A 15,628-nucleotide genomic window follows, 5' to 3' on the forward strand; every position below is an offset into this window, starting at 1 on the left:
GGAATTAGTCTACATTCCTCTCATATATTATTCTTAACCCTTCTAAAGTCAGCATATCATTTACTGTATTAATAGTTTTTGACTCCTCTGCAATCATTTTTGCAAAACCGCCTGTTGCTACTACATATGCATCTGGTGCAAATTCTTCTTTCATTCTACTTACTATATAATCCACCATTCCAACATGTCCATATATGATGCCTGATTGCATGCTGGCCACTGTATTTTTGCAAATAACAGTAGGCGGTTTTGTAAGTTCAATTTTAGGAAGTTTAGCAGTTCTTTGAAAAAGTGCATCAGCAGATATTGCCAATCCAGGAGCAATTATTCCACCTAAATACTCACAATTTTTAGAAATTGCACAAAAAGTAGTAGCTGTACCAAAATCTATTACTATCACAGGGCCTCCATATATTTCATAAGCAGCTACAGCATTTACAATCCTATCTGCCCCTACTTCTTTTGGATTATCATATTTTATGTTTATTCCTGTCCTTATCCCAGGACCCACGATTAAAGGCTTGGTATTGCAGTATTTTATAGTCATTGATTCAAGTGTGTGCATAATAGGAGGTACAACAGAAGAAATTATAACTGCATCTACATCTCTAAGCTTTAAACCATTGTATTCAAAAAGCTGATTTATCAACATCCCATATTCGTCAGAAGTTTTATTCTTGTCTGTAGATATTCTAAAAGAATGCAAGAGTTTCTTCCCTTTAAAAATCCCCATTACAATATTTGTATTTCCTACATCAAAAGCTAAAAGCAAATCCATCACCTTCTTATTAAAATTAAGCAGGCATAAGCCTGCTTGTTATTTATTATACACTTTTTTCAAAGACTTTACTATCATTGTTGTCAATATCACAGCTACAATAATCTCAAATATGCCATTTTTTAAAGCTACAAATAATGCAACCTTAAGTGGCATATATTTTAGAAGCACTGCTAAACCCAAAACACCGATGGTATTTGTTAAAGTACCTAATGCTGCTGCAATACCAACATTTTTAGTTAATTTGTAAGTATAATAAGCTACCACTCCTATAAAAATTCTAGGCAATATGGCAATTATAGGGTCAGCAAAAAGAGGTGTATTTTGCCTTATAAAGCTGGTAAGGCCAAAAATCAAGCCTATAAAAGCTCCTACAATAGGGCCTTCTAATACTCCACCTATAATTGCCGGGATATGCATTGTAGTAGCATTAGCAATCCCTAATGGAATGTAGCCCAAAATAGTGGTAGATAAAACAATAGATATTGCAGCCAACATCCCTGCTACAGTGATCTGCCTTAAAGAAATCTTCGTTAACTTGCCTTTTTCCTTTTCTCTAACTGCTTTAATTTGCAACCTACTCACCCCCGTTCCGGTTCCTTTTCAGGATACCGTTCCGAACGCCCAACAATATTAAATTTTTATCGGTTGTCAGGTTCGAAGACAATACCCGCAACTCTATTTTACCAAAAAAAGTCTTACTCATCAATAATTTTTTAATTCATAGTCACTAAAATATCTCCTGTGTTTACGGAAGAGCCTTTAGAAACATGTATGCTTGCTATAACTCCTTCTTCAGGCGCCATTATTTCATTTTCCATCTTCATAGCCTCTAAAATTACTACGACATCTCCCCGCTTTACCCTGTCACCTTCTTTAACTTTTACATCAAGAATTGTGCCTGGCATAGGCGCAGAAATTACTTTAGAGCCTTTAGCTGCCGGAGAAGGAGCTTCAGCTTTTGAAACTGGCTCTAGAGTCGTCTGAGTTTGAGTTACTTTAGGCTGTGAAACAGTTGCCATTTGTGTTATGTTAGAAACTTCATCCTTCTCTTTTATCTCCTCTACTTCAACTTCATATACTTTGCCATTTACTGTCACTTTAAATTTCTTCACAAAAATTCCTCCTTCAGTTACAATCTTGTTCTCATTTGCTCCTGCCGCCCCACTCTAGCCCAGACTGGAGCAGTCTCTGGAAATCTTACTATAGACTTTACATAAAAAGTACTTGTATCAGCTTGTAGATACAAAGCTATTGCCGCTGTAATTGCAGCGATAAGCTCTGTATCTTCTTCTTTTCCCTCATTTACTTCCTTATCAATACTTTTTACTTCTTCTTTTTCCTCATCACTAAAGACTTTTTTTAAAAACTCCAAAAAACCTTCCATAAAAGCACCACCTTATAGAGGTATATTGCCATGTTTCTTAGGAAGACGACTCTCTCTTTTGCTAGAGAGCATATCAAAAGCTGATATAAGCCTTGGCCTTGTCTCAGAAGGAATAATTACATCATCTACATAGCCACGAGCTGCAGCCCTGTATGGATTTGCAAAATTATCTCTGTATTCATTTATCTTTTGCTGCCTCACTTCTGCAGGATTTTCTGCCTCATTGATTTCATTTTTAAATACAATGTTTGCTGCTCCTTCTGGACCCATAACCGCAATCTCTGCCGTAGGCCATGCAAATACTATGTCAGCCCCTAAGTCTTTGCTGCACATTGCAAGATAAGCACCACCATAAGCTTTTCTCACAATTAAAGTCACTTTTGGTACAGTAGCCTCAGAATAAGCGTAAAGCATTTTTGCCCCATGTCTTATTATCCCGCCATATTCCTGATTTGTCCCAGGCAAAAATCCAGGTACGTCAACTATGCTTAGTATGGGAATGTTAAAAGCATCACAAAAACGAATAAATCTTGCTGCTTTATCAGAGGCGTTTATGTCAAGCACTCCTGCTAATACTCTTGGTTGATTTGCCACAATTCCTATTGTCTTTCCATTAAGTCTTGCAAAAGCTGTGATGATATTTTCTGCGTACATCTCTTGTGACTCTAAAAATTCTCCATTGTCGACTATTTCTCTTAATAATTCTTTCATGTCATAAGGCTTATTAGGATTGTCTGGAATTATCTCCATAAGTCTTTGAGAAACTCTATTGGGATTATCCCCTGTCTCGTATTGTGGTGGGTCTTCTAAGTTGTTAGAAGGTAAATAACTCAATAAATTCCTCACCATCTTAAGAACTTCTTCATCATTTGGACCCCTAAAATGAGCAACACCGCTTAATCTATTGTGAGTTATTGATCCTCCCAATTCTTCAGGAGTAACTTCTTCTCCAGTTACAGCTTTTATAACTTGTGGACCTGTTATAAACATTTGACTAGTTTTGTCTACCATAAAAATAAAATCTGTCAATGCCGGTGAATAGACGGCCCCTCCCGCACTTGGACCCATTATCACTGAAATTTGAGGTATAACGCCGGAGGCTAAGGTATTTCTGTAAAATATGTTTCCATAACCTGAAAGAGCATCTACTCCCTCTTGTATGCGAGCACCTCCTGAGTCGTTAAGACCTATTATAGGTGCTCCCATCTTCATTGCCATGTCCATCACTTTAGTTATTTTTTTTGCATGATATTCTCCTAATGAACCACCTAATACAGTAAAGTCCTGCGCATATACATATACCAATCTTCCGTCTATCGTACCGTAACCTGTTACAACTCCTTCTCCAGGATATTTTTGCTTTTCCATCCCAAAGTCATAACACCGATGCTCTACAAAAGGGTCTATTTCTACAAAACTGTCCTTGTCAAGAAGCTTATATATTCTCTCTCTTGCAGTCAATTTTCCCTTTTCGTGCTGAACAGCTATTCTCTTAGCTCCTCCACCTTCTAAAACTTTTTCTTTCCTTCTTTTAAGTTCTTCTATCATATCATGGACGCTCATACAATTTCCTCCTTATAGCCTTACTGCAACTTAATAGTAGCAGTTATTATTAGTACCTCCCAAAATAATATACCACATACATTCCAAATACACAATAAATTTAATCCCTCTGGCAAAGCTCTAAAAGAACTCCATTTGTACTTTTAGGATGTACAAAAGCTATTTTAGCACCTCCAGCTCCATATCTCGGTACCTCATCTATAAGTTTAATTCCCTTTTGTTTTAATTCTTCCAAAGTCTTTTCAATATCATCTACTTGAAGGGCAATGTGCTGTATACCCTCTCCCCTTTTTTCTATAAACTTTGCTATAGGGCCATCATCGGAAGTAGACTCCAAAAGCTCTATCTCACTATCTCCTACTGGAATAAAAGCTGTCTTTACCTTTTGCTCTTCTACTACTTCTACCCCTGTTATTTCAAGACCTAATACATCTTTATAAAATTTTGATGCTTCTTCAATACTTTTAACCGCAATACCTATGTGGTCAATTTTTTTTATCATTTTAATACCTCCTCATAAAATCTAATTAAAAACATCTTTGTACAATTCATCTGCAAAAGTGTAAGGGTCTATTTTTTTATCTATCACCTGTTGCAGCCTAGATGAAAATTCCTTTTCTTGAATTTTGTCAAAGATATTCTTCATCAATTTATTTTTTATGCTTTCAATTATTTCCATTTTTAATCTTTCAATTCTCCTTTCTTGAAAAGTTCCACTTTCTATCAAATAACTTTTATGGTCATCAATTTTATCAATAAGTTCATCAATCCCTTTATTTTCTTGCGCAGCCACTTTTACTACCGGTGGTCTCCAATCTTTTTTTTCATCCAAATCCAACATCATATTAAGTTCAACTACAGTTTTGTCTGCTCCCTCTTTGTCACATTTGTTTACGACAAAAATATCCCCTATTTCCATGATTCCAGCTTTTATAGCTTGTACATCGTCCCCCAAGCCTGGGGCTAAAACCATCACTACTGTATCGGCAATTTTTACTATGTCAATCTCTGACTGGCCTACTCCCACTGTCTCTATAAAAATGTAATCCATGCCGGCTATATCTAAAATTCTCGCTGCCATATATGTCCCTTTGGAAAGACCACCAAGATGACCTCTTGTGCCCATGCTCCTTATGTAAACATTAGGATGCTGAGATAAATCCTGCATTCTTATCCTGTCTCCTAAAAGTGAACCCCCTGTAAAAGGGCTAGTGGGGTCTACTGCTATTACTCCTATTTTTTTACCTACATCAACTAAATTTTTAATTAATTTGTCTGTCAATGTGCTCTTACCAACACCCGGCGGCCCGGTAATGCCTATAATATAAGCATTACCAGACCTTTCATAAAGCTTTTTTATTATCTCTTTGGCTTTATCCTCATAGTTTTCCGCATAAGTTATAGTTCTGGCAATAGCCCTTTTATCCCCTTTTATCAAAAGTTCTTCTAAGTTCTCCATTTTTATACCGCCCTATTGACATGTTGTTTTATATATTCAATCACTGCAGAGGTAGGCGTACCGGGTGTAAAAATTTCCGCTATTCCATTCTCTTTCAAAAAAGGTATGTCTTCTTCGGGAATGATTCCTCCTCCTATTACTAGTATGTCATCTGCTCCTCTTTCTTTTAAAAGCTTGGTTATCTTGGGAAATAAAGTGTTGTGAGCTCCTGACAAAATGCTTAAAGCTACAACATCTACGTCTTCTTGTATGGCAGCTTCTGCAATTTGCTCAGGAGTTTGCCTAAGCCCTGTGTATATCACTTCCATTCCCGCATCTCTTAAAGCTCTTGCAATTACTTTTGCTCCCCTGTCGTGACCGTCTAATCCCGGCTTTGCCACTAATACTCTTATAGGTCTGTCCATATTTATCCTCCTTTACAGTATAATCTGCTGCTGATATTCTCCAAAAACAGAACGCAGCACATCTGTAATTTCACCTAATGTCGCATATTCCCTTACTGCATCTAATATCCAAGGCATCAAGTTGTCGTCTCCTTCTGCAGCTTTTTTCAAGGCCTCTAAAGTCTTTTTCACACTGGCATTGTTTCTCATTTCTTTTACTTTAGCGATTTTTTGTTTTTGCAATTCTTCTACAGCAGGGTCTACTTTTAAAAGCCCTTTTGGCGGCTCCTCTTCAATTTGGAATTTGTTAAGCCCTACTATTACTCTTTCACCAGATTCTATTTCTTTTTGATATCTATATGCACTTTCTTGTATTTCTTTTTGTATATATCCCAAATCAATAGCTCTTGCCGCTCCTCCTAATTCATCAATTTTCTTTATATATTCAAAAGCCCTCTTTTCAATTTCATCCGTCAATTTTTCAACATAGTAACTTCCGGCCAATGGATCTGGAGTCTCACAAACACCACTTTCATAAGCAATAATCTGCTGCGTCCTTAAGGCAATTCTCACTGAATCTTCTGTTGGAAGAGCAAGAGCTTCATCTCTACTGTTTGTATGTAGTGACTGAGTACCTCCTAAAACCGCAGCCAAAGCTTGAATAGTAACTCTGACAATATTGTTGTCTGGTTGTTGCGCAGTAAGAGTGGAACCTGCCGTTTGTGTGTGGAATCTCATCATCATTGACCTTGGGTCTTTGGCGTTAAATCTTTCTTTCATTATCTTTGCCCACATTCTTCTTGCTGCCCTAAATTTAGCGACTTCTTCGAAAAGGTCGTTGTGGGCATTGAAGAAAAAGGACAATCTTGGAGCAAACTCATCCACATCAAGACCTGCTTTTATGGCTGCCTCTACATAAGCTATCCCATTTGCCAAAGTGAAGGCCACTTCCTGTACTGCTGTTGCTCCTGCTTCTCTTATGTGATAACCGCTTATACTTATGGTATTCCACTTAGGAACATACTTGGAACAATACTCAAAAATGTTAGTGATAAGCCTCATAGAAGGACCTGTTGGGAAAATATAAGTTCCACGAGCCACATATTCTTTTAAAATATCGTTTTGAATAGTCCCATTCAACTTATCTGGAGATACCCCTTGCTTTTCTGCAACTGCAATGTACATTGCAAGAAGTATTGCAGCAGGTGCATTAATCGTCATAGAAGTACTGACTTTGTCGAGAGGAATGCCGTCAAAGAGAATTTCCATGTCGTAAAGTGAATCTATGGCTACACCGACTTTACCAACTTCTCCTTCAGCCATTGGATGGTCAGAATCATAGCCTATCTGTGTAGGTAAGTCAAAAGCTACGCTCAAACCTGTCTGCCCTTGAGACAAAAGATATTTAAACCTTTTATTCGACTCTTCTGCAGTTCCAAATCCTGCATATTGCCTCATAGTCCAAAATTTGCCTCTATACATAGTAGGCTGTACGCCTCTTGTATAAGGATATTCTCCTGGAAAACCAATCTTTTCGAGATAATCTATATCACTTATGTCGTAAGGTGTGTAAATCTCCTTAATCTCTATCCCAGACGAGGTCTTGAACTCCTTTTTCCTCTCAGGAAACTTAGTTAACACCTTTTGCCTTTGATTGACTTCCCATTCTTCTTTCTTGCGCTTAATTTTTTCTAATTCTTCCTTGTCAACCATAAAAAACCCTCCTTTAATTTTCCCCTTAACATTATAACACAAATTTTTAACAAATGTTTACCTTTTCATTAGAAGTTTCTTTTTTAGCAAAAAAGCGGCCAAAGAGAAGACCTCTTCGCCGCCTATCTAGACATTTCCTCAATAACACTTTTTAATTCTTCTACAACTTCATTAAGCCCAAAATAGCCCTTTTGCATCTTAAGTTTTGCCAAAAGCCTTTGATATTGTCTTAATGTTCCCATTATAATAACGTCAGATTTTTCAACACTCATATTTACGCAACCTCTTGCTACAGCTGCTTCTCCTCCTATAGCTAGCATCTCCTGTTTTATTATGTTAGCAGCTGCTGGATGTACATCAAAGAGCTTGACAACCCTGAAAACGGCTTTTGGTGCCATAATATCTACAGAAATTTCTTCAGCTTTTATTTGGCTAAGTTCCTTTTTCGCCTGTGACAAATTTTGTATATCTAATATTTCTTTTTTCATCTACTTTCATCTACACTCCCTTAAAACAGTCCTGTTATTCTTCCGTTTTCATCAATGTCTATGTTTTCTGCTGCAGGATGCTTTGGAAGGCCTGGCATTGTCATTATATCTCCTGTGAAAACCACAACAAATCCTGCACCCCTTGAAACTCTCAATTCTCTTACTGTTATCTTAAATCCTCTTGGACGGCCTAAAAGTTTAGGGTCATCAGAAAGAGAATATTGAGTTTTTGCCACAACTATTGGCATCTTGTCAAAGCCTAGTCTTTCAAGGTTTGCTATATCTTTAAGAGCAGAAGCAGTATATTCTACTCCATCAGCTCCATATATTTCTGTTGCAATTATGTGCAATTTATCTTTAATTGGAAGTGTTTCATCATACAAAACGTGGAAGTTGGAAGGTGTCTCACAAGCTTTCACAACTTTTTCAGCTAACTCTATTCCGCCTTCTCCTCCTTTTTCCCAAACTTCCGCTGCTGCCATATCTACTCCCATTTCTTCGCAGGCCTTTCTTACCTCTTCAATTTCCCTTTCAGTATCAAAAACAAACCTGTTGAGAGCTACAACCACTGGTACCCCAAATTTCCTCACATTTTCAACTTGCTTTTCAAGATTTTCTATTCCTCTTCTTACTGCTTCCACATCTTCTTTTTGTAAGTCTTCCTTCTTAACTCCTCCATGCATCTTTAAAGCTCTTACAGTCGCTACTATGACGGCTGCATTGGGTGTTAGTCCTCCAAACCTTGACTTTATGTCAAAGAATTTTTCAGCCCCTAAATCAGCACCAAAGCCTGCCTCTGTTACAAGATAATCCGCCAATTTCAAACCATATTTAGTGGCAATTAAGCTATTACATCCATGAGCAATATTTGCAAAAGGCCCTCCATGAACAAATGCTGGAACGTTTTCAATCGTCTGCACTAAATTAGGCTTTATAGCATCTTTTAATAAGACTGTCATAGCTCCATCGGCCTTTAAGTCTCTTGCAGTTACAGGATTGCCATCTTTATCATATGCTACAATTATGTCGCCAATTCTTCTTTTTAAATCCATCAGGTCTCGAGCTAAACACAAAATTGCCATTATTTCCGACGCCACAGTTATTATAAAACCATCTTGTCTTGGATATCCATTTGCTTTTCCTCCAAGTCCTACTATTACTTCTCTTAAAGCCCTATCATTCATGTCCATAGCTCTTTTCCATGTAATAGTCCTTATGTCAATATTAAGTTCATTTCCATGATGGATGTGATTGTCAATCATAGCAGCTAGTAGATTATGAGCAGCAGTAATCGCATGTAAATCTCCTGTAAAGTGTAAATTTATGTCCTCCATAGGTACAACTTGAGAATATCCTCCCCCAGCCGCTCCACCTTTTATTCCCATAGAAGGTCCTAATGAGGGCTCCCTCAAGGCTATCATGGCTTTTTTACCTATTTTGGCAAGAGCCTGTCCTAATCCTACAGTAAGTGTAGTCTTACCCTCGCCTGCAGGGGTGGGAGTTATCGCTGTGACAAGAATAAGCTTGCCATCTTTTCTGTCCTTTATTTTCTCCCATAACGCAGGAGAAATTTTTGCTTTATACTTGCCGTAGTATTCTAAGTAATCTTCATCAATGTCTAACTTTTTTGCAACATCCCTTATATGAAGCATTTTCGCTTCTTGAGCTATTTCAATATCAGTTTTCATATTTTCCCCTCCAGCTTTTCATTTATCACCTAAAATTATTTTTACAAGTGTACCTTTACCTTTTTTACTAAAAATTTTAATATCTCCATTGTACATCTCTGCTATGCTTCTGCAAATCGCAAGTCCTAATCCTGTTCCTTCTTTCTTAGTTGTAAAAAGTGGCTCAAGAACTCGTTTAAGATATTTTTTCTCTATACCACCTCCATTATCCGCAACCCTTATTATTATCTTTTTTGTGTGATGATTATATTTTGTATTCAATATTATTTTACCATTCTCTTCAATAGCGTGAAGGGAATTTTGTACAATATTTAAAATAAGCTGTTTAAGATGATTTTTGTTCATTTTCACAAGTGGAACATCGCCAAAACGCTTTTCTATTTTAACCCCTTTTTTGGTAGCTTCCGCTTCAAAAAGAAGCAAATACTGATTTATAACAGTATTTATGTCTATTTCAGCTTCCCCTTCTTCTTCACTGTTTCTCACTATGCCAAGGTAATTTTTTATTAAGCCCAATACTCTATTTACCTCATCTAAAATAGTCTCATAATAAGTAGAACTATCTGGATGCTTAGCCTGTAAAAGCTGTATAAAACCTTTTATAGAAGTTAGAGAATTTTTTATCTCATGAATAGTTGTTGCCGCAAATTCCCCAGCAATTGTGTATTTCTCAGTTTGCTCAATCAATTTTTTATATTTTAAATCCTCAGTTATATTCTTTACAGTGATAACTTTCCAATGGTCATTATTTAGCTTACCATACTTTAGTAAAAGCACTCTTTCTTCAATATTATTTTTGGAAGGAATTACAATTTTCTCACCTTTGACTAATCCTTCTTCTGATGCATTGAGATCGTATTTTTTTATAATTTCGAAAAATTTTTCATTTACAAATCTCGTATATTTTATACCAAATAATTCACAAGCCTTGTTATTTATATAAACTACGTTGAATTTGCCGTCAACTACTATAACTCCTTCTTCTGTAATATCCATAACATCTGTAGGACTTTTAAACAAATTAAAATAATGTCCTGGTTCTATTTTAAAATAATTTCTCAATTTTACAAAACCTAAATAGGCTATTTTATCCCCTGCAGTGTTAGTTATAGAACTCAACCTTATGCTAAATGACATTTTTATGTTATATTTTGCTGTAAGCTCTATAATAAGCCCATCCTCATAGGGCCCTATTTCCTTATACTTTAAGATATGGTAAAAAAAATAATCATAATTTTCTACATCATCAACACTATACCCCAATATCTCAAGAAGCCTCTTATTTATGTAGACCACTTTGCCACTTAAATCTTTCAATATAAAAAAATCATGGGCATTATCCAAAAGATTACATATCCATTGCAACGGATTTTTGCTAGAATCAGAAGGTTTGTATAACTTCACGGTATCCCCCCTTTTTCTCCCTTATCTTTTGTTTAAAAATTTCCTTTTACTAATATATTAGACACAAAGTTATAAAAATCCTTCTTCTTTTCAATAATTTTTTTATTGTTAACTAAAACTTTTGTAAAAAAATAATGTATAAGTCTTACGACTTATACATTATTATGCAAACTGCACCCCATTTATCTCTTCTCCATGAAAAACTTTTTCAAACTCTTCTGCATTAAGTTTCTCTTTCTCAATCAAAGCCTTTGCAACTCTATGGAGCTTATCCATATTGTCTTTTAAAAGGGTTTCTGCTCTTTTATATGCCTCCTCAATTATCCTTTTTATTTCTCTATCTATCTCGGCAGCAACTTCTTCACTGTAATTTCTCGTTCTTCCTAAATCACGCCCTAAAAATACTTCTTCACTTCTCGTACCAAAAGTCATAGGCCCTAATCTTTCACTCATGCCATACTCTGTAACCATCTTTCTCGCAATATTTGTAGCTCTCTCAATGTCATTTTGTGCTCCTGTGCTTATATCATTTAGCACTAAACTCTCTGCCACACGCCCACCTAAAAGGTGAACTATCTCATCCATCATCTCGGACTTTGACATATAGTATTTATCTTCTTCCGGAAGAAGCATAGTATATCCTCCAGCTCTTCCTCTTGGAATTATTGTAACCTCGTGAACAGGTGGGGTATTAGGTAAAAGCTTAGCGACAACTGCATGGCCTGCCTCATGGTATGCCACCAATTTTTTGTCTTTCTCAGACATAATCCTACTTCTTTTTTCAGGCCCTGCTATAACTCTTGTTATGGCCTCCTCCAGCTCTGCCATAGTTATCTGCTTAAGTCCTCTTCTCGCCGCCAATAAAGCTGCTTCATTCATGAGATTCTCAAGGTCTGCTCCAGTAAATCCTGGAGTTCTTCTCGCTAGCACTTGCAAAGATACATCAGGAGCCAATGGCTTATTCCTCGCGTGTATTTTTAAAATTTCTTCTCTTCCTTTTATATCAGGAATACCAACAGTAATATGCCTGTCAAATCTTCCTGGTCTTAAAAGAGCAGGGTCTAATATATCTGGCCTGTTTGTTGCGGCAATCACAATTATACCTTCGTTGACACTGAAACCATCCATTTCAACTAACAATTGGTTCAGTGTCTGTTCTCTTTCATCATGTCCGCCACCTAAACCTGCACCTCTTTGTCTTCCCACTGCATCTATTTCATCAATAAAAACAATACAAGGCGCATTCTTTTTGGCTTGATCAAATAAATCTCTTACTCTTGCAGCACCTACACCAACAAACATTTCTACAAAATCAGAACCGCTTATGCTAAAAAATGGAACCCCCGCTTCTCCTGCTACAGCTTTTGCGAGAAGGGTTTTTCCTGTACCTGGAGGCCCTACTAAAAGAACCCCTTTAGGTATTCTGGCTCCTAACTCAATAAATTTTTTAGGGTATTTTAAAAATTCAACAATTTCTTGTAATTCTTCTTTTTCTTCATCCGCTCCTGCCACATCATTAAAAGTAACTCTTTTGTCTTTATCAGTAACCATCCTTGCTCTACTTTTACCAAAAGACATCACTTTGCTTCCTCCCCCACCTTGTGCCTGTTGCATAAAAATATACCAAAATATAACCAAAACAATAATCAAAAACAAGGAAGGAAGCATCTGAACCCACCAAGGTGGACCTACTTGCGGTTCATTTTTAAAGTCTAATTTTCCCTCTAAAATATATGGATTTACAAAATTCATAAAATTTGTCACATCCGGAATACTGCTCTTAAACTCTGTCCCATTTTTTAAAGTTCCTTTAACTTCATTTCCCGCAAGAGTGATGCTTTTTACTTGGTTAGAGTTAATATACCTAATTAACTCTCCATAATCTATATTTGCTAGCGGTGGTGTACTTTGAGAGTACAACTGTACCATAGCATAAATAGCTATAAAGATTAGCAAATAGAGCACCATGCTTCTAATTATCTTGTTATTATCGTTCAAATAAGGCCCCTCCTTCAAACAAGTCCAACTACCTTTAATCTATAATATCATATCTCCTTTAAAAAACCAAATCATTTATACAGCTCTGGCTTTAAAACCCCTATAAATGGGAGATTTCTGTATTTTTCATCAAAATCTAATCCATAACCAACTACAAATTTGTCAGGAATTTTAAATCCACAATAATCTACTTTAACGTCTGCTTCTCTTCTTTCAGGTTTATCTAAAATAGTGCAAATTTTTAAACTTCTAGGTTTTCTTTCTAATAAAGTCTTTCTTAAATAAGAAAGTGTTAAACCGCTATCTATAATATCCTCAACTATGAGCACATCTTTCCCTTCAATGTTTATGTCATGGTCTTTAATTATTTTTACTATTCCAGAAGACTGAGTAGAAGAACCATAACTGGAGACTGCCATAAAATCTATTGATAAAGGTAAATCTATCGCACGAGATAAGTCTGCCATAAACATTATTGCTCCTTTTAAAACCCCAAGGAGGACAAGGTCTTTCCCTTGGTAGTCTTTTGTAATTATTTGTCCTAACTCTTTCACTTTTTCTTTTAATTGCTCTTCCGTAATCAAAATCTCCTGTATATCTTGTGTTGGACTCGACATAAATTTAACCTCCTCTTTTTTTATTTTATCCTTTGGTATACTCTATCACAAGGACATTTTTTGTATTTTCATCTACTTTAAATTTATCACTCATTCTATAACCTACAACCCACACAATTTCATTGTCTATGGCTAATAAAGGAATGCTATCTCTTATTTCGCGGGGTATTTTCTCGTCAATAAAAAATTCTTTTAATTTTTTACTCCCCCCCAGGTTAAGAGGAGAAAAAATATCCCCTGCTTGCCTATTTCTAACTACCACATCTTCCTGTATTTTATCATAGTCAAAAAATTTCGTGTATTTTCCTATGTTAAGTTTTTTTATTTCTTCAATCCCTAAAACACTAGTTTTAAATTGCCCAACACCACATATCTTAGTAATTCCAGGAATATTTAATTTTGCCCAAAAAGTCTTGGCCTCTTTTTCTTTTACTTTTCTCATTATAAGATTATTATAGCTTTTTAAAGCCTCAATTTCAAAGGGTAAATCAATTTTTGAGGAAGTTGGTTTGTCTAAAAGGCTTAAAACATCCTCTACATGGATGTATTCTAATCCATAAATATCTCCTTTTAATTTTTGGTACATAAGCCTAACTAAGCGTCGCTGAATAGCTGGATGCTGTGCCCTCAGTTTTTTTATATCAGCAAAAATTTCCTCTTGATTAAAATAGCAAACCTCATTAAAAATCTTTTCACACTCTTTTTCTAAATAGTCATTCTCCTCTAAAATAATTTTTGCCATCCTGTAGATATTTTCTATTATATCTACTTCAAAAGTTTCATTTATATAGGGAATTAATTTAAGTCTTACTTTATTTCTCTTATATAAATCTTCATAATTTGTAAAATCTATTATCGGCTTTAAATCTTTTTCCTTGATGTAATTCTCTATTTCTTCCCTTTCTATTTCAATGAGAGGCCTTATTATATTTCCATTTACCGGTTTTATTCCAATGAGGCCAGCCATTCCAGAACCTCTTATTAAATTTAAAAAAACTGTTTCCACTACGTCGTTCTTATTATGGGCTACTGCTATTTTATTACCCTTAACTTCTCTTAATACTTCCTCAAAAGCCTGATACCTCACATATCGTCCAGCCTCTTCTTCCGAATATCCCATTTCTTTGGCTATTTTTTTTACATCTTTTTCAAATAAAAAAAATGGGAGTTTCAGTTTGCGGCACATATCTTCAACAAATTGCGCATCCCTTTTAGCTTCTTCTCCTCTTATCATATGATTAACATGTACTACATACAACTTAAGATTAAATAAATCTTTTAAATTGTATAAAATATCCAGCATACACAAAGAATCAGGTCCGCCGGAAACCCCCATTACAATTTTATCATTTGCCTCAATCATTTTATACCTTTTAATTGTTGAAATAACCTTATCAATCATTTCTTAACCCCTTATAGCGATATATACTCATGTTATATAATGATTATATAATATCCTCCTTTTTAAATCAAACCTCTTTTTATATTCCTACTATATTTTCGGCATTTATCTCTTTTTCTTCAAAGAAAAGAATAAGTTTTTCCATTTCAAAGTCCATTAGCGTTTTTGCATAAGCTACGTACAAATCAATTTTACCTTTTCTTTTGTTAAGATATTTAAAAAGTTTTCTTTTATTATTTATAACATAATTTACCTCTCCTTTGCTTATTTCTAACAAAAGAGCAAGTTTTAGATCTACATACTCACTTAAATTTGCGACATAATTTATAATTTGCACTTTTATATAAGGATGCATTTTTTCTAAACTTTTGCCACTAATATTTTTTATACTCTGGTCAATAACATTTTTTAAAGTCAATTTCACAGATTCTTCTACCACTTTGGACAAAGTTTTATCTAAAAGCTGAATAGATGTATAACATCTTATTCCCCCTAATTTTTCAATTGTCTCCATCATCTTCTCATTAAAGCTTTCCTTTTCTAATAAACTTATGACATTTACAATCACACCTCTTTTTCTCATCATCTCTATAATTTGCTCCCATTTTGCTGACAAATCAGTTATATCGCCGTCAGTAATAATGACCATTTCTTTTAAAATTATAGACACAAAAACCCCTCCACAAAAGTATTCCTTTAATCGCCTCGATATATTGTCTCCACATTGTGGAAGGGTTATTCCAATTTA

Annotated in this window: 16 protein-coding genes; all 16 read right to left on the reverse strand. The window is 35.5% G+C overall.

Annotation, left to right across the window (positions count from 1 at the left end):
* Positions 1–4 precede the first annotated feature (4 nt).
* Positions 5–772, reverse strand: a complete 768-nt coding sequence (locus tag EB239_RS14195; protein WP_003870708.1) for a type III pantothenate kinase — start codon at positions 770–772, stop codon at positions 5–7.
* 45 nt (positions 773–817) lie between these two features.
* Positions 818–1,354: an ECF transporter S component gene (locus EB239_RS14200; protein ID WP_003870709.1), complete on the reverse strand. Its 537-nt coding sequence runs from the start codon at positions 1,352–1,354 to the stop codon at positions 818–820.
* 140 nt (positions 1,355–1,494) lie between these two features.
* Positions 1,495–1,893 carry a DUF2118 domain-containing protein gene (locus tag EB239_RS14205; RefSeq protein WP_003870710.1) on the reverse strand — a complete coding sequence of 133 codons (399 nt, stop codon included), beginning with the start codon at positions 1,891–1,893 and terminating at the stop codon, positions 1,495–1,497.
* Between the two features lie 17 nt (positions 1,894–1,910).
* Entirely contained in the window at positions 1,911–2,165 is a 255-nt protein-coding gene (locus EB239_RS14210) for a sodium pump decarboxylase subunit gamma (RefSeq protein WP_003870711.1), read from the reverse strand.
* 12 nt (positions 2,166–2,177) lie between these two features.
* Complete coding sequence (locus tag EB239_RS14215; RefSeq protein ID WP_003870712.1) at positions 2,178–3,728, reverse strand: acyl-CoA carboxylase subunit beta; 1,551 nt, start codon at positions 3,726–3,728, stop codon at positions 2,178–2,180.
* A 100-nt stretch (positions 3,729–3,828) separates the two neighbouring features.
* The gene (mce, locus tag EB239_RS14220; RefSeq protein WP_003870713.1) at positions 3,829–4,230 is read right to left on the reverse strand and encodes a methylmalonyl-CoA epimerase; all 402 of its coding nucleotides are present in this window, start codon (positions 4,228–4,230) and stop codon (positions 3,829–3,831) included.
* 21 nt (positions 4,231–4,251) lie between these two features.
* Complete coding sequence (gene meaB, locus EB239_RS14225; protein WP_003870714.1) at positions 4,252–5,187, reverse strand: methylmalonyl Co-A mutase-associated GTPase MeaB; 936 nt, start codon at positions 5,185–5,187, stop codon at positions 4,252–4,254.
* A 2-nt stretch (positions 5,188–5,189) separates the two neighbouring features.
* Entirely contained in the window at positions 5,190–5,591 is a 402-nt protein-coding gene (locus EB239_RS14230; RefSeq protein ID WP_003870715.1) for a cobalamin B12-binding domain-containing protein, read from the reverse strand.
* 12 nt (positions 5,592–5,603) lie between these two features.
* Complete coding sequence (locus tag EB239_RS14235) at positions 5,604–7,283, reverse strand: acyl-CoA mutase large subunit family protein (RefSeq protein WP_003870716.1); 1,680 nt, start codon at positions 7,281–7,283, stop codon at positions 5,604–5,606.
* Positions 7,284–7,405: 122 nt separating this feature from the next.
* The gene (locus tag EB239_RS14240) at positions 7,406–7,771 is read right to left on the reverse strand and encodes a hypothetical protein (protein ID WP_003867801.1); all 366 of its coding nucleotides are present in this window, start codon (positions 7,769–7,771) and stop codon (positions 7,406–7,408) included.
* Positions 7,772–7,791: 20 nt separating this feature from the next.
* Positions 7,792–9,459: a formate--tetrahydrofolate ligase gene (locus EB239_RS14245; RefSeq protein WP_003870717.1), complete on the reverse strand. Its 1,668-nt coding sequence runs from the start codon at positions 9,457–9,459 to the stop codon at positions 7,792–7,794.
* Between the two features lie 18 nt (positions 9,460–9,477).
* The gene (locus EB239_RS14250; RefSeq protein ID WP_003870718.1) at positions 9,478–10,863 is read right to left on the reverse strand and encodes an ATP-binding protein; all 1,386 of its coding nucleotides are present in this window, start codon (positions 10,861–10,863) and stop codon (positions 9,478–9,480) included.
* A gap of 162 nt (positions 10,864–11,025) precedes the next feature.
* Positions 11,026–12,861, reverse strand: a complete 1,836-nt coding sequence (ftsH, locus tag EB239_RS14255; RefSeq protein ID WP_003870719.1) for an ATP-dependent zinc metalloprotease FtsH — start codon at positions 12,859–12,861, stop codon at positions 11,026–11,028.
* A 71-nt stretch (positions 12,862–12,932) separates the two neighbouring features.
* The gene (gene hpt, locus EB239_RS14260) at positions 12,933–13,478 is read right to left on the reverse strand and encodes a hypoxanthine phosphoribosyltransferase (protein WP_003867797.1); all 546 of its coding nucleotides are present in this window, start codon (positions 13,476–13,478) and stop codon (positions 12,933–12,935) included.
* A gap of 25 nt (positions 13,479–13,503) precedes the next feature.
* Positions 13,504–14,880 carry a tRNA lysidine(34) synthetase TilS gene (tilS, locus tag EB239_RS14265; RefSeq protein WP_003870720.1) on the reverse strand — a complete coding sequence of 459 codons (1,377 nt, stop codon included), beginning with the start codon at positions 14,878–14,880 and terminating at the stop codon, positions 13,504–13,506.
* Positions 14,881–14,959: 79 nt separating this feature from the next.
* On the reverse strand, positions 14,960–15,550 hold the full coding sequence (locus tag EB239_RS14270; protein ID WP_003870721.1) for a vWA domain-containing protein: 591 nt from the start codon (positions 15,548–15,550) through the stop codon (positions 14,960–14,962).
* Between the last annotated feature and the right edge of the window lie 78 nt (positions 15,551–15,628).

The sequence above is a fragment of the Thermoanaerobacter ethanolicus JW 200 genome, assembly GCF_003722315.1.
GTDB classification, from domain to species: Bacteria; Bacillota; Thermoanaerobacteria; order Thermoanaerobacterales; family Thermoanaerobacteraceae; genus Thermoanaerobacter; species Thermoanaerobacter ethanolicus.

What these genes read in the sequence shown, in the direction of transcription:
- mce (WP_003870713.1), bottom strand. Translation starts at nt 4,230, where the DNA reads ATGATAAAAAAAATTGACCACATAGGTATTGCGGTTAAAAGTATTGAA.
- EB239_RS14210 (WP_003870711.1), bottom strand. Translation starts at nt 2,165, where the DNA reads ATGGAAGGTTTTTTGGAGTTTTTAAAAAAAGTCTTTAGTGATGAGGAA.
- EB239_RS14230 (WP_003870715.1), bottom strand. Translation starts at nt 5,591, where the DNA reads ATGGACAGACCTATAAGAGTATTAGTGGCAAAGCCGGGATTAGACGGT.
- meaB (WP_003870714.1), bottom strand. Translation starts at nt 5,187, where the DNA reads ATGGAGAACTTAGAAGAACTTTTGATAAAAGGGGATAAAAGGGCTATT.
- hpt (WP_003867797.1), bottom strand. Translation starts at nt 13,478, where the DNA reads ATGTCGAGTCCAACACAAGATATACAGGAGATTTTGATTACGGAAGAG.
- EB239_RS14215 (WP_003870712.1), bottom strand. Translation starts at nt 3,728, where the DNA reads ATGAGCGTCCATGATATGATAGAAGAACTTAAAAGAAGGAAAGAAAAA.
- EB239_RS14240 (WP_003867801.1), bottom strand. Translation starts at nt 7,771, where the DNA reads ATGAAAAAAGAAATATTAGATATACAAAATTTGTCACAGGCGAAAAAG.
- tilS (WP_003870720.1), bottom strand. Translation starts at nt 14,880, where the DNA reads ATGATTGATAAGGTTATTTCAACAATTAAAAGGTATAAAATGATTGAG.
- EB239_RS14235 (WP_003870716.1), bottom strand. Translation starts at nt 7,283, where the DNA reads ATGGTTGACAAGGAAGAATTAGAAAAAATTAAGCGCAAGAAAGAAGAA.
- EB239_RS14245 (WP_003870717.1), bottom strand. Translation starts at nt 9,459, where the DNA reads ATGAAAACTGATATTGAAATAGCTCAAGAAGCGAAAATGCTTCATATA.